Here is a 14,810-nt window from a genome sequence, read left to right on the forward strand (position 1 = left end):
GGCGATCCGTGCGTCAAACTCAACACTGCTGCAGCGCCTATCTCTGATCGCCAGCAAGCTGGCTCCTACGGGTGGGTGCCTTATTGATGCAAAGCAATCAGCCCTCCTTGCCTATCCCATGCTCGCGCAGCTTGTTGGCCACGGTGGTGTGTGACACGCCTAGCCGCTTGCCCAGCATTCGGCTGCTGGGGTGTCGGCCGTAGAGCTCCTGCAGGACCGCCTTCTCGAACCGCCCAACAATGCTGTCCAGATCGCCCTCCAGCGAAAAATCACCCAGCGGCTGCGGCGTGCCGTAATCAGGCAGTCGGATATGTTCAGGCTTGATCACGCCGCCATCGCACAGCGAAACCGCCTGGAACAGGGTGTTTTCCAGCTGCCGCACGTTGCCGGGCCAGTGATAGCCGGCCAAGCGCTCCAGTGCCGCCGGTGAAAGGTTCGGCAAGGGGCAGCCGATCTGCCGGCTGGCCTGATCGAGAAAATGCAGCACCAGCGGTTCTAGCCCATCCAGGCATTCGCGCAGCGGTGGAATGTGCAGGGACAACACATTGAGCCGGTGGTAAAGATCCTGGCGAAACTCGCCCTTCGCGCAGAGTTCGGACAGATCCAGCTGCGTGGCGCAGATCACCCGCACATCCAGATAGACCTCCTCGTCACTGCCGACCCGCCGAAAGCAGCCGTCCTGCAGAAAGCGCACGAGTTTGGCCTGTAACCGTGTGCTCATCTCGCCTACGCCGTCGAGGAACAGCGTGCCGCCCGAAGTCAGCTCCAGCAGCCCAAGCTTGCCTTCCGGTCGAGCGCCTTCGAAGGCACCGGGGCCGTAGCCAAACAGCTCGGTCTCGGCCATGGATTCCGGCAATGCCGCGCAGTTGAGCGCCATGAACGGCGACTGCCCGCGCGGGCTGGAAAGGTGACAGGCGCGCGCCAGCAGCTCCTTGCCGGTCCCGGTCTCGCCCTCGATCAGCAATGGCGCGTCCAGCGGCGCCATGCGTCGCGCCTCGCGGACCACCGCCGCCATTACTTTCGAGCTCTGGAAGATGCTGTCGAAGCCCCGCAGCTCCTGCTTGCGCACGTTGTAGATGCGCTCGCCGACACGGTCCGCGCGATGCAGGGTCAGCACCGCTCCAGCCAGCGCTTCGCTGTCGTCGTGCTCCGATTGCAGTGGTGCGATGTCGGCCAGAAAGATGTCGCCCTTGATGGTCACGCGCAGGCCATTGATGCGCGCCTTGTTCGCGCGCACCAGCTCAGGCAGGTCAAAGTCTTCTGCATAGCGCGACAGGCTCATGCCGGGCACTTCATCCACCCGTACCCCGAGCAGCTGAGCCGCGGCGCGGTTGGCGGCGACGATGGCACCCGCCATATCGATGGACAGCACGGGAAATTCCAGCGCACCGAGCAAGGCATTGAGCTCCAGCGAATGGCGCTCACTGGGCATCAAACCGACCTTGCGTACCTCGAACACGCCTTGCAGCGCCTCAATTTTTGGCCGCAGCGCCTGGAGCTGAAGGTTCATCAGATTTGGACAATGCAGGTAGACCGCATTGCCGTGTTCACCGCCGACTTCGCCACGGGCGACATTGATGCCGTAGTCCACCAGCAGTTCGAGCATGTCGCGCAGAATCCCTACGCGGTTCTGACAGAGGATCTTGATACGCATGCAGAGCCTTTGAGCTTGTTGTTATGGGCGGCAGCATTTTTCTGCATGTCACCGCGGATTTCCGTCAAGATTATTTTACAGATCAAGGGTGAAGCAAGACGATTCCCTAGCCAACTACCAGCTTCGTAAGCTTTTCGTTACGGATAGCTGAGGCGGATGGTCGCACCGACCCGTCTCTGGTGCTCGCCTTGAGCCACGCATGGCTGTCAGATGGAGGCATCCACAACAACAAGACTCACGCGGCCATCCCGCTCAAGGAGGTCAGATGAAAGCTACGAAATACGTCGCTCGCGAACCGGATGCCCAGGGCTGGATCCACTACGCCGACACCGAGCACGCGGTCTGGCAGACCCTCATCGAACGCCAGCTCAAGTTGCTGGACGGACGCGCCTGTCAGGAATATCTGGACGGCATCGAACAGCTCGCCCTGCCCCACGATCGCATCCCGCAACTTGGCGAGATCAACCGTGTGCTCGATGCGACCACCGGCTGGCAAGTCGCCCGGGTGCCGGCGCTGATTCCCTTCCAGACCTTTTTCGAACTGCTGGCGAGCAAGCGTTTCCCGGTTGCGACCTTCATCCGCACGCCCGAAGAGCTGGATTACTTGCAGGAGCCGGACGTCTTCCATGAGATTTTTGGCCACTGCCCGCTGCTGACCAACCCCTGGTTCGCCGAATTCACTCATACCTACGGCCAGCTTGGCCTCAAGGCCAGCAAGGAAGAGCGCGTCTACCTGGCGCGGCTGTATTGGATGACCATCGAGTTCGGCCTGGTGGAGACTTCAGCTGGCCAACGTATCTACGGCGGCGGCATCCTCTCCTCGCCGAAGGAAACGCTCTACAGTCTTTCCGACGAGCCCGAGCACCAGGTGTTCGATGTCATCGAAGCCATGCGCACGCCGTATCGCATCGACATCCTGCAGCCGGTGTATTTCGTCCTGCCGGAGCTCAAGCGCCTGTTCGACGTGGCCCACGAAGACATCATGGCCCACGTGCGCACCGCGATGCAGCTTGGCCTGCACCAGCCGAAGTTTCCGCCAAAAGCGGCGTAGGGTGGAAATCTGCGAAGCATTTTCCCGCGTTGGTTTCAGCCCCGACGACGTCTGGCGGCGCCGGTCGTTTCGGCCAAATCGGTGGATGCGCCCTCGTCAAAGCAGCGGACCGAGCCCGACGCGTGGACAAGCCTGCGGCGTTGTCCACCCTACGCTGCTTAACTCTGATCAACCCCATCACGTAGGGTGGGCTTTAACCCACCGACCCACTCAACCCACCGATCATCATAAGGACCCATCAATGACCGCTCTGACCCAAGCCCACTGCGAAGCCTGCCGCGCCGACGCACCCAAGGTTTCCGACGATGAACTGGCCGAGCTGATCAAGCAGATCCCGGACTGGAACATCGAAACCCGCGACGGCCACATGGAGCTGGAGAAGGTCTTCCTGTTCAAGAACTTCCGCCATGCGCTGGCTTTCACCAATGCCGTCGGCGAAATCGCCGAGGCCGAGGGTCATCATCCGGGCCTGCACACCGAATGGGGCAAGGTCACCGTCACCTGGTGGAGCCACTCGATCAAGGGCCTGCACCGCAACGACTTCATCATGGCTGCCCGTACCGACGAGGTCGCGAACACCGCAGAGGGCCGCAAGTGAAGCACTTCGGCGAAGTGGCGCGAGTCCCTGGCGACCCGATTCTCGGCCTGCTGGATGCCTATCGTGCCGATCCGAACCCGTCCAAGCTCGACCTTGGCGTGGGTGTCTACAAAGACGCCCTCGGCCTGACGCCGATCCCCAAGGCGGTGAAACTGGCCGAGCAGCGGCTGATCGACAGTGAGCAGACCAAGAGCTACATCGGCGGGCATGGTGATCCGCTGTTCGGCGAACAGCTGTTGCGGCTGGTACTCGGTGAAAGCTCGCCAGCCCTGGTCGAGAACCGCGCCGGCTGCACCCAGACGCCAGGCGGCACCGGTGCGCTGCGTCTAGTGGGAGATTTCATTGCCAAGTGCCTGCCGGGCCGCAGCCTCTGGCTCAGCGACCCGACCTGGCCGATCCACGAAACCCTGTTCGCGGCGTCGCGGCTGAAGGTCGAGCACTATCCGTACGTCGATGCGCAAAACAGGCTGGACGTACCGGCCATGCTCGCCGCACTGGAGCAAATTCCCAGCGGCGATGTGGTGCTGCTGCACGCCTGCTGCCACAACCCCACCGGCTACGACTTAACCCAGGACGACTGGCGTCAGGTGCTGGAAATAGTGCGCAGCCGCGAACTCTTGCCGCTGTTCGACTTCGCTTATCAAGGCTTTGGCGATGGACTGGACGAAGATGCCTGGGCGGTGCGGCTGTTCGTCGAAGCGCTGCCGGAAGTGCTGATCACCAGTTCCTGCTCGAAGAACTTCGGCCTCTATCGTGAACGCACCGGCGCGCTGATTGCGGTCACGGCCGATGGCAGTTCCCTGATCGACGTGCGCAGCCAGCTCGCCTCGGTGGCGCGCAATCTCTGGTCTACCCCACCGTCCCACGGCGCTGCGGTGGTCGCGACCATTCTGGCCAACAGCGAACTGCGCCAGCTCTGGCAGCAGGAAGTGGCAGCCAAGCGCGAACGCATCGCCGGTCTGCGTCAGGGGCTGGTCGACGCGCTCGCACCCCATGGCCTGGCCGAGCGTTTCGCACACATCGCACAGCAACGCGGGATGTTTTCCTATACCGGGCTGACCGCTGAGCAGGTGCTGCGTCTGCGCCGCGAGGACGCGGTCTATCTGGTCGAGAGTGGCCGCGCCAATATCGCGGGGCTGGATGCCGCACGGCTTGATCAGCTGGCAGCCGCCATCGCACGGGTCGTGGACTGACCGAGCCCGCCACCGGAGCTAAAAGGCCGGCTTACGCGATCCGGCCCTGAGAGCGTCTCAGATGACCCAGCGCCAATCTGTAGGGCCGAGTTTATTCGGCCAAACCATAGCCGTAAGCCTTAGGCCGTCAGCCGGTCGGAACTTGCCGTGGGAAACAGCGTCGTAGCATTTAGCCATCATCGCGTCGCCTTTCTGACCTACTATGGTGATAGATAGCTCATCAGACCGTGACCCATCGGTCCGGTGACGAGCGGGCTACAGGGCCGGCCAGCGCGGCCGCTACCTTCCAGCACAGGTTTTTCAAGACGAGCGCCGCCATGATCCAATGCAACACAGCCGGTAACCCTGCCTCAAGCGAATACGCCTGCCACTCCGCCAGCGAACACGGCGCCTGCCCCAGCTGTGCCAGCGGGGAACGCCTTGGGTTTCGCTTCAGCTACGCCTACCAGCCGATCGTCGACATCTCCAAGCGCGAGATCTTCGCCCACGAAGCTCTGATCCGCGGCGTCAATGGCGAGCCGGCGCCCAGCGTGCTGTCGCAGGTAACCGAGGACAATCGTTTCCGCTTCGACCAGGCCTGCCGGGTCAAAGCCATCATGACTGCCGCGAAGCTGAACATGCAGAGCAAGCTGTCGATCAACTTTCTGCCGAACGCCATCTACCGTCCCGAGCTGTGCATCCGCTCGACGCTCGAAGCGGCGCGCGCGCACAACTTTCCCATCGAGCAGATCATTTTCGAGACGGTCGAAGGCGAGCGCATCAGCGATGCCAAGTGGCTGACCGAAGTATTCCGCGAATACCAGCGCATCGGTTTCCTCACCGCCATCGACGACTTCGGTGCCGGCTTCGCCGGACTCAATCTGCTGGCCGACTTCCAACCCGACATCATCAAACTGGACATGGACCTGATCCGCGGGATCGACCAGAGTCACCCGCGCCAGGCCATCGTCCGGGGCACCGTCAGTATCTGCAACGAGCTGGGAATCAAGGTGATCGCCGAAGGCGTGGAAACCTCCGACGAATGCAGCGCCCTGCAGGATCTGGGGATCAGCCTGCTGCAGGGCTATCTGTTCAGCAAACCGCTGTTCGAAACCTGCAGCCAGACCGAGTCGCTGGTCTGGCCGGGCTGAACGGCCTCAGCGGGTCTTCAGCAGCTTGAGCAGCTCATGCGCGGCTTCCTCGGAAGAAGCCGGGTTCTGGCCTGTCACCAGCAGGCCATCGACCAGCACGTATGAGGACCAATCCGGGCCTTTACTGTAGTCGCCGCCGATTTCCTTGAGTTTGTCTTCCAGCAGGAAGGGCACCACATCGGTGAGCTGCACGCCCTCTTCCTCGGTGTTGGTAAAACCCGTCACGCGCTTGCCCTTGACCAGATACTCGCCGTCCACGCCGCGTACCTGTACCAGCGCTGCCGGCGCATGGCAGACCGCGCCCACTGGTTTGCGCGCCTTGATGAAGGACTCGATCAGGGCGATGGACGTGGCGTTGCCTGTCAGGTCCCACAGCGGGCCGTGGCCGCCGGGATAGAACACGGTATCGAAGTCTGCCGCCGAAACATCGTCCAGCTTGCGCGTGTTGGCCAGCAGCGCTTGGGACTCGGCATCCTTCTTGAAGCGCTGGGTCATCTCGGTCTGGGCGTCCGGTGCATCGCTTTTGGAGTCCAGCGGCGGTTGGCCGCCCTTGGGAGAGGCCAGCACGATCTCGGCGCCGGCGTCCTTGAACACGTAATACGGGGCGGCGAACTCTTCGAGCCAGAAGCCGGTGGGTTTGCCGGTATCGCCTAGCTTGTCGTGGGACGTGAGCACGATGAGAACTTTCATGGGGTCTCCTTTGAGCGGGGCCCGGATGCGGGCCGTGGTTCATCTCGACCACTGGAGTGGGGAATCGATCGATTGGGTGTCCCGGTAAGGCTTCCGTGCCGTATGCCCGCTCCGCCGCCTTCAGTAGGAGCGAGATTGCTCGCGAAGGCTTCTGGCTTGTGCTTCGTTGGTGCAGCTTATTTACGGAGTTGGCCGACGCATTGGTTTCGCCCTGCGGGGCGAGTCACTTTTTCCAAACGCCGAAAAAGTAACCAAAAAGTCTTGCCCCTGCATACGGGTCTCGCTGCGCTCGACTGCCCTCATTCCATCGCTGCTCCGAGGGTCGGCGTGCAAGGGCCATCCATGGCCCTCTACGCCTCTCGCGGCATCCATGCCGCTCGCCCCTCTACGCCCCGACTCCATTCGGCCTCCTGAAAGGGGCGTTCGGAGTCGTCTGCTGGTTCGTGTGTCAGCAAAGAAACAAAGCCCGTTTGTTACGCTCTTTGAGAGTTGCCACGCGACTAGGACTCGCCCCCCTTTAGCTTCGTAGGGTGGAAAACTGCGAAGCATTCTCCACCGCGCTCGATACCACGATTGATAACGGACCTCGCCCACCAAAAGCGGTGGGTAAGCTTCGCGTTACCCACCCTACACATCGCCGCAAGAACCGTTTCGTTGCACGTTATCTCAGACACCACCGGATCGCCCCTTTCAGGAGGCCGAGCGCAGTGTCGTGGAAGGGGTTGAGCGGCATGGATGCCGCGAGAGCCGCGATGGGCCAGGGATGGCCCTTCGCGGCGGCCCCCTGGAACGTCACCGGAGCGAGGGAACCCCGGCGCAGCCGGGGCCGGATGCAGGGGCAAGACTTTTTGGTTAATTTTTTGCCGGCCGGGCAGGTGCGTTTGAAAAAAGTGACTCGCCCAGCAGGGCGAAACCTGAGGTTAGGGCCTACGACAGAGCGGCGCCGTACCAAGTTGAGCGCGCCGCGACCACCTGATCATGCCTAGGCGTCTCCCTTCGCTTCTACATAAGTGGCAAATACAGACGCCCACAAAAAAGGGCGCCAAAGCGCCCTGCCCTTCAAACGGCCAATCAGATCCTGAAACTCCCCACCAACTGCTTCAACCTAGCAGCCTGCTGCTCCAGATCCCCACAGGCCCTAAGGGTCGAATGCAGGTTCTCGACCCCTTCCTGGTTGAGCGTATTGATCTCCGTGATATCCATATTCAGCGACTCGATCACCGAGGTCTGCTCCTCGGTGGCGGTGGCCACCGACTGGTTCATCGCGTCGATCTCGCCGATGCTGCGGGTCACGCTTCCAAGGCGTTCGCCAGCCTGGTTAGCGATGCCTACGCTGGCCTCGCTGCGTTTCTGACTTTCAGTCATGGTGCTCACCGAGTTACGAGCGCCGACCTGCAGCTTCTCGATCATCCCGTGGATCTCCTGCGCAGAAGTCTGGGTGCGATGGGCCAGGCTACGGACCTCATCAGCCACCACCGCGAAGCCCCGCCCGGCTTCGCCAGCGCGCGCCGCTTCGATGGCTGCGTTCAGCGCCAGCAAGTTGGTCTGTTCGGAGATCCCCTTGATCACGTCGAGGATCTGGCCGATCCCCACTGTCTGCGTGTTCAGCGCTTCGATCTGCGCGCAGGAGGCGCTGATGTTGGTCGAAAGCTGCTTCATCGCCTCAATGTTCTGCTCGACGACCTTGCGTCCGTCTTCAGCCTGGTGGCTCGCACCGCTGGCCTGTTGCGAAGCGTCAGCGGCGTTGCGAGCGATCTCTTGGGCGGCGGCGCCCAACTGGTTGATCGCGGCCGCCACACTGTTGGTGCGGCTGGCCTGCTCATCGGAATTGACCATCGAGGAGTTGGAAGCGGCCAGCACGCGTTGCGCTACTTCGTTGACCTGCTGGGTCGCCGAAGACACTTCTCGAATCGAGCCGTGGATACGCTCGACGAAACGGTTGAAGGCGGTGGCCAGCACGCCGAACTCATCCTGCGACTGCACGGTCAGACGGCGGGTGAGATCACCCTCGCCTTCAGCGATGTTGGTCATTGCCCGGCCCATGTCTGTGAGCGGACGCATCAGCACGCGGATGAGCATGCCTAGCAGCACCAGGATGAACACTACAGCAATGACCGTGGCCACCAGCGCCGAAGCACGGAAGCTGGCCAGGGCCGCGTAGGCCTTTTCCTTCTCAACCGAGACACCGACATACCAGGTCACCGACGGCAGACCGGGAACAGGACTGAAACTGAGGATGCGCGCCTGACCATCAAGCTCCGCTTCGCTCAGGCCTTTGGTCAGAGACGGGGTGTTTTGCGGATAGATCTCGGCCAGTGTTTTCATGACCTTGGTCTTGTCCGGATGGACCAACACCTTGCCATCGCCGCTGACCAGAAAGGCATAACCCATCCCGTCGAAGCTCAGGGCGTTGATGATATCGACCAGCGCCTGCAGGCCCAGGTCACCACCGACCACGCCAACCGTCTGGCTACCCTCGCGGGCAGGGGTGGCGATCGTGATGATCAGCTCACCGGTCGCGGCGTCGACATAAGGCTCGGTCAGGGTGGAGCCGCCGGCCGCCACTGCATCCTTGTACCAGGGACGGGTGCGCGGATCGTAATCAGCCGGCATTTCGTCTTCCGGTCGCATGGTGAAGCGGCCGCTTTGCTCACCTAGGTAGGTGAAACCAAAGGTCGAAGTCAGGGCCTTCTGTTCGAGCAGGCTGACCACGGCCTCGTCGGAGCTGTCATTGCCAATCGATTGCGCTGCGCTCTCGACCAGTAGGATGCGGCCAGATAGCCAGTTGTGAATGTTGTGGGCAGTCACTTCGCCCATCTCATCCAGATAGCTCTCAAGATTCTCGCGGATCGCGTTGCGCTGCAGATAATCGTTGAAGAGCGTAAACAGGGCGAAGGTCGCGATCACCACGAGTGAGGCGGCCAGCAAAATCTTGTGGCTGAACTTGAGGCGGCTAGGCATGGGCGCGTGTCCGAAAATTGATCTATGTCAAAACGGAAGTCCCTTTCCTATCCGAGCGTCCTTACGCTAATCGACTTATCGGCTTGGCCCGGAGGACCTTGAGAGTACCGCCCGTCGGCTCGCTGCCCTGCAGCGTCTAAAAAGGGCCGCATGGACGCGACCCGAATGTAAAAACGGCACCTCCGTTTCCAGAGGTGCCGTTCAGTCAGCCAGTGAGATTGGACTAGCGGATCAGGCGTTGCGCCCAGCCAGAGCCGGCAGCACCCGAGGGCGCAGGCCTTCACCGAGGATGGTCAGCACGCCGATGGCGCCGGCGATCCAGTACCAGCGTGCAAGCGGGTCGAAGCCAAGCCAGCCCAGCGCATGCAGGAACACCATCATGATCAGTACCGGGCAAACGTAGCGCACCATGAACAACCACAACGCGTAGCCCAGCGGCGGCAGGTCCAGCTCGTCGCGCATGATTTCGCTGCGCAGCGCGTAGCCGGCGAAGATCACGGTGAAGATCCCGCCCAGCGGCATCATCCAGCGCGAGGTGAGGTAATCGAGCCAGTCGAAGAAGTTCTTGCCCATGGGCGTCCAGCCCGCCATCAGATTGAACGACAGCATCGCCAGCATGCTGATGACCAGCAGCACAGCGCCTGCGGCCATGGCCGCCTTGAGACGGCTGATGCCATGTTTCTCATTGAGGTAGGCCACCGTGGCTTCGATCATCGAGATGGCCGACGTCATCGCAGCGAGCGAGACCATGGCAAAGAACAGAACGCCGAAAACGGTGCCGAATGGCATCTGCTGGAAGGCCAGCGGCAGGCTCATGAAAATCAGCCCCGGCCCGGCGGTTGGGTCCATGCCGTTGGCGAAGATGATCGGGAAGATCGCCAAGCCTGCCAGCAACGCAACGCAGGTATCGGCGATGGCCACTACAAAGGTGGTGCGGGCAATGGACTGTCCATCGGGGATGTAGGAGCCGTAGGTCATGATGGCCCCGGCCGCCAGGCTCAGGGTAAAGAAGGCATGACCCAGTGCGGTCAGCAGGGCCTCACCGGTGAGCTTGGATGTATCGAAGCTGAACAGGAATGCAAAACCCTGATCGAACCCGCCGCTGGTGAACGCATAGCCGACCAGAATCAACAGCATCACCGCCAGGCCCGGCATCATCCAGCTCACTGCGCGCTCGATGCCTGCCTGCACACCTTTGGCCACGATCCACAGAGTCAACGCGGTTACCAGCACGCTCCAGCCGCCCAGCTGCCAGGGGTTGGCGTTGTGCGCCTCGAATACCTGAGCCAACCCGTCTACGGAACTGGCGGCAAGTGAGCCATCGAGCATCTTCAAGGTGTAAGCAAAGGCCCAACCGGCTACCACTACATAGAAGCAAAGGATCAGAAAGCCGGCCACCATGGACATGAGGCCGATGCCTTTCCATAGCGGGCTGCTGCCGTTTTCCTGCGCCGTACGGCCGACCGCATCGATGGGGCTGCCGCGACCACGGCGGCCTATGGCGATCTCGGTCATCATCACCGGCACGCCGATGGCGAAAATGCACGCCAGGTACATTAATACGAACGCGCCGCCGCCGTACTCGCCAGTGATGTAGGGGAATTTCCAGATGTTGCCCAAGCCGACTGCGGAGCCGGTCGCGGCAAGAATGAAACCCCAGCGGGAGAGCCAGAGGTTCTTGGGTTTTTCACGGGTCATGCGTCACCTGTTTGTTGTTATCTGTGACGGGATCGAACCCGCCGCGCTCGTGACGCGACGGAGTGCAAGGCGGATCACTGAGCGTCTGGCTGCACCTCCGGAGCCGCTTTGGCAAAGGCTTCGAGGGATTCGCACTGCTCGGTCATCTGCAGAATGCGCGGGTACGCATTGAGGTCACAGGCAAAACGGCGCGCATTGTATACCTGCGGAATCAGGCACGCCTCCAGATAGCCCGGCCGTCTGCCGAGCGACAGCTTGCCGTCGAAAGCAGCCAGGCCCTGTTCGACGCCAGCCAGGCCGGTGGAGATCCAGTGCTGGATCCATTGCTGCTTCGCTTCATCAACGACACGCAGGGTGCCGCTCAAGTACTGGAGCACGCGCAGGTTGTTCAGCGGATGCAGATCACAGGCAATGTGCATTGACAGCGACCGCACCCGAGCACGATCGGCGGGGTCGTCAGGTAGCAGTGAAGGCAACGGGAAAATCTCGTCCAGATACTCGAGAATCGCCAGCGACTGACTGATGCGCTCTTCGCCATCGACCAGCAAGGGCACCAGCCCCTGGGGATTGAGTGCCGTGTAATCGGCCGAATGCTGCTGCCCTCCATCCTTCACCAGATGCACCGGCAGATGCTCGTAGGCCAGGCCCTTGAGATTCAGCGCGATGCGCACCCGGTAGGCAGCACTGGAACGCCAGTAGCCGTAGAGCTTGAGGGTGGGGGAACCGGTGGGTTCGTTGTTGTTGGTCATGACACTCCCTTGATATCTCTTTATTCGCGGCAGTCGACAGCTCTAGCGCTGGCATGCGGGCCTTGGCTACGGGCTTTGCACAGGCTGCGCCCATCACAAACCACCCAGCGGTGCCACACAAGCCCGACAACTTGCCCTTCCATCTGGCGACTCATTGCCCTGTGGCAGCTTTTCGTTACAGCGGTTCAATCGCACCGGCTACTGGGCGTCCAGCCTTACAGCTGTAATGAAAAGCTGACACAACGGTGCGGCAGCTTGCCGCACCTCAACACGTTTGCCCGGTCAGATCAGGCCGCTCAAGTTCAGGAACACCAGCACGATCGCCAGCGGCGTACCGAAGCGCAACAGCAGCCACCATGCCTTGAACAGTCCAGCGTGGTGAATGCCGATGGCATCGCGGACCGTCCGCTCCTTCAGCACCCAGCCGGTGAACAGCACGGTCACTAGCCCGCCCAACGGCATCAGCCAATTGGTAGTCAGGTAGTCGAGCGAGTCGAAGAACGTCTTGCCGAACAGCTGGTAGTCGGCCCACAAGTTGAACGAGAACACGCTGCCCAGGCTGAGCAGCCACAACAGCGCACCGCTTACCAGCACCGCCTTGAGGCGAGTCATGCCGAAGCGCTCGGTCATCCAGGCGATGCTTGGCTCGCTCAGCGAGATCGCAGAGGTCAGCGCCGCGATCACCAGCATGACGAAGAACAATCCGCCTACCACCTGCCCCAGCGGCATCTGGCCGAAGGCAATCGGCAGCGTGACGAAGATCAGCCCGGGGCCTGCCCCCGGCTCCAGGCCATTGGCAAACACCAGCGGGAAGATCGCCAGCCCGGCCAGCAGCGCGACGACCGTATCGGCAAGCGCCACGAGCACCGAGGTCTTTGCGATGGACGTGCCCTCCGGCAGGTAGGAGCCGTAAACCATCATCGCTCCGGCGCCGAGGCTCAGGGTAAAGAAGGCATGGCCCAGCGCGATCAGCACGCTGGTGGCGGTCAACGCGGAGAAATCAGGTACGAACAGAAATTGCAGCGCCTGCCTGAATTCGCCGGTCACTGCGGCATAACCCACCAGCCCCAGCAACAGCACGAACAGGCCCGGCATCAGAAAACGCAACGAGCGCTCCAGGCCACCGCGCACCCCAAAACCGACGATCAGCATGGTCGCCAACAGCACCAGCGTGCCGCAGACGGCCAGCCGCAACGGGCTGGCCAGCAGCGCACCGAAGATGTCACCGCTGGCCTCAGCACCGACACCGCTGAACGTTCCGCTCAGAGTGGTCGGGACGTAAGCAAGCGCCCAGCCGGCCACCACCAGATAGAAGCTGAGAATCAGAAACCCCGTGAGGCCGCCGAGCCAGCCCGCGACCCGCCAACGGCTGCTGGCGCCCGCCTCGCGAGCCAGCCGTGCGACGGCTCCATCGGGGTTCTGCCGCCCGCGGCGGCCGATCATCACTTCAGCCATCAGCAAGGGAATGCCGATCAGCAGGATGCAACCGAGATAGACGAGCACGAACGCTCCACCGCCGTTCTCGCCGGTGATGTAGGGGAATTTCCAGATATTGCCTAGGCCGACCGCCGAACCGGTGGCGGCGAGAAAGAACACCCAGCGCGAGGACCAGAGGCCACGTGCCGCGCTTTGCTGAGTACGAACGCCACCAAGAGCACCGGCGGCGAGGCTGTTTTTGTCAGTCATTGCGGATTCCTGCTTGTTGTTTTTGTCAGGCGTTTTTTATGCGGATGTACATCGGGAACAACTGCTGCGAGACACATCACTCGGCATGAAATTGGTCGTGACGAAAGAGACTCAGAGCCGGGATCAGCGCGCTTCGCAAATGCTTCCGTTCATGGTTCGGCATGGTCTACCGAACACGAAACGGGCGGCACGGGGCCGCCCTCAGGCTTGTCATGCCTGCAACAGCTGAGGCTGTGGCGCCAGTGCTGGCGTGCTGCCCAGTCGCTCCAACGCCAGCCGATCCGCGATGATCGATGTCGGTTCGCCGCTGGCCGCGGCGCGCTCGAAGATCTCGCGAAGGGTGTCGGCGATACCTTTGACATGCGTATCGGTCTGCGCCGCGCTGCCGCCAATGCGCTGGTAGTAGACGTCGATGATGCCGCCGGCGTTGATCGCGTAGTCCGGCGCGTAGAGATGGTTACGACGCTGCAACTCGACTCCGATCTCGGGGTTAGCCAGCTGATTGTTCGCGGCGCCGGCGATTATCGGCGCACGCAGGTGCTGCAAGGTTTCGGCATTGAGAATGCCGCCCATGGCACAGGGCGCAAATACGTCCACGTCGAGGCCATAGATGTCGTGCGGGCGCACCGCATTGGCGCCCAGCTCCTGCATCGCCTGCTGCACGTTGGCGTCGAAGATGTCGCAGACCCACAGCTCGGCACCGGCCGCCTTGAGATGACGCGCGAGACCGAGACCGACATGCCCGACGCCCTGGATTGCGACCTTCAGGCCGGTCAGGTCGTCCCGACCGAGACGTTGACGCACCGCTTCACGCAGCCCGACGTACACGCCGAGCGCGGTGGAGGGCGACGGGTCACCGCTGGCGATGCTGCCGTCGAGCGAGGTGCGTGGTGTTGCGCCGATCACATGACGGGTGCGCTGGGCGAAGGCCTGCATCTCCGGATCGCCGGTGCCCGAATCGGCTGCGGTGATGTAGCGCCCGCCAAGGCTATCGACGAAATCGCCCATGGCATGCAGCAGCGCCGGGCTCTTGCCGGTATGCGGATCGCCGATGATCACCGCTTTGCCACCGCCCAGCTTGAGTCCGGCCAGCGAGGATTTAAGCGTCATGCCACGGGACAGGCGCAGCACGTCGCGCAGCGCCTCGTCGTCGCTGGCATAGGGGAACATCCGGCAACCGCCCAGCGCCGGGCCGAGCGTGGTGTCATGGATGGCGATGATGGCGCGCAGACCCGATGCCTTGTCGTGGCAGAACACCACCTGTTCGTGGCCATCGAAATCGGGGTGGGTGAAAACGGACATTGCGAATTCCTCTGTTGTTGTTCTGTCGAGAGTCCTGCTCTGCAGGCTCCCTCAATGTGCTGTGCGGCGTATTGGGGAACGGTGGGCTAAGCGGAACG

General features: G+C 62.1%; 11 protein-coding genes. 4 read left to right on the forward strand and 7 right to left on the reverse strand.

The genetic code is table 11. From position 1 onward, the window contains the following. Positions 1–97: 97 nt before the first annotated feature. The gene (locus tag NA619_RS22905) at positions 98–1,654 is read right to left on the reverse strand and encodes a sigma-54-dependent transcriptional regulator (protein WP_255964091.1); all 1,557 of its coding nucleotides are present in this window, start codon (positions 1,652–1,654) and stop codon (positions 98–100) included. 265 nt (positions 1,655–1,919) lie between these two features. Here NA619_RS22905 and phhA point away from each other — a divergent pair, with 265 nt between their 5' ends. From phhA to NA619_RS22925, 4 genes are all read left to right on the forward strand, one after another. Further along, positions 1,920–2,705 (forward strand): phenylalanine 4-monooxygenase, encoded by a 786-nt coding sequence (phhA, locus tag NA619_RS22910; protein WP_255964092.1) that lies wholly within the window; start codon positions 1,920–1,922, stop codon positions 2,703–2,705. A 241-nt stretch (positions 2,706–2,946) separates the two neighbouring features. Beyond that, complete coding sequence (locus NA619_RS22915) at positions 2,947–3,303, forward strand: 4a-hydroxytetrahydrobiopterin dehydratase (RefSeq protein ID WP_255964093.1); 357 nt, start codon at positions 2,947–2,949, stop codon at positions 3,301–3,303. Next, positions 3,300–4,496: an amino acid aminotransferase gene (locus tag NA619_RS22920; protein WP_255964094.1), complete on the forward strand. Its 1,197-nt coding sequence runs from the start codon at positions 3,300–3,302 to the stop codon at positions 4,494–4,496. The genes NA619_RS22915 and NA619_RS22920 overlap by 4 nt, the downstream gene beginning before the upstream one ends. Positions 4,497–4,813: 317 nt before the next feature. After that, a complete protein-coding gene (locus NA619_RS22925) occupies positions 4,814–5,626 on the forward strand; it encodes an EAL domain-containing protein (RefSeq protein WP_255964095.1) in 813 nt (270 codons plus the stop codon). A 6-nt stretch (positions 5,627–5,632) separates the two neighbouring features. Here the strand turns inward: NA619_RS22925 and NA619_RS22930 are convergent, their stop codons facing one another. The 6 genes from NA619_RS22930 to NA619_RS22955 all read right to left on the reverse strand — a co-directional run bounded on the left by NA619_RS22930 (position 5,633) and on the right by NA619_RS22955 (position 14,712). Continuing rightward, positions 5,633–6,316: a type 1 glutamine amidotransferase domain-containing protein gene (locus NA619_RS22930; protein ID WP_255964096.1), complete on the reverse strand. Its 684-nt coding sequence runs from the start codon at positions 6,314–6,316 to the stop codon at positions 5,633–5,635. A gap of 1,071 nt (positions 6,317–7,387) precedes the next feature. Beyond that, on the reverse strand, positions 7,388–9,277 hold the full coding sequence (locus tag NA619_RS22935) for a methyl-accepting chemotaxis protein (RefSeq protein ID WP_255964097.1): 1,890 nt from the start codon (positions 9,275–9,277) through the stop codon (positions 7,388–7,390). 231 nt (positions 9,278–9,508) lie between these two features. Then, positions 9,509–10,975, reverse strand: a complete 1,467-nt coding sequence (locus NA619_RS22940) for a sodium-dependent transporter (RefSeq protein ID WP_255964098.1) — start codon at positions 10,973–10,975, stop codon at positions 9,509–9,511. A 74-nt stretch (positions 10,976–11,049) separates the two neighbouring features. Beyond that, on the reverse strand, positions 11,050–11,724 hold the full coding sequence (gene maiA / locus NA619_RS22945; protein WP_255964099.1) for a maleylacetoacetate isomerase: 675 nt from the start codon (positions 11,722–11,724) through the stop codon (positions 11,050–11,052). A 282-nt stretch (positions 11,725–12,006) separates the two neighbouring features. Then, positions 12,007–13,410 (reverse strand): sodium-dependent transporter, encoded by a 1,404-nt coding sequence (locus tag NA619_RS22950; RefSeq protein ID WP_255964100.1) that lies wholly within the window; start codon positions 13,408–13,410, stop codon positions 12,007–12,009. A gap of 210 nt (positions 13,411–13,620) precedes the next feature. Beyond that, entirely contained in the window at positions 13,621–14,712 is a 1,092-nt protein-coding gene (locus NA619_RS22955; protein ID WP_255964101.1) for a Glu/Leu/Phe/Val dehydrogenase dimerization domain-containing protein, read from the reverse strand. Positions 14,713–14,810: the final 98 nt, after the last annotated feature.

This window comes from Stutzerimonas stutzeri (genome assembly GCF_024448895.1).
Classification (GTDB): domain Bacteria; phylum Pseudomonadota; class Gammaproteobacteria; order Pseudomonadales; family Pseudomonadaceae; genus Stutzerimonas; species Stutzerimonas stutzeri_Q.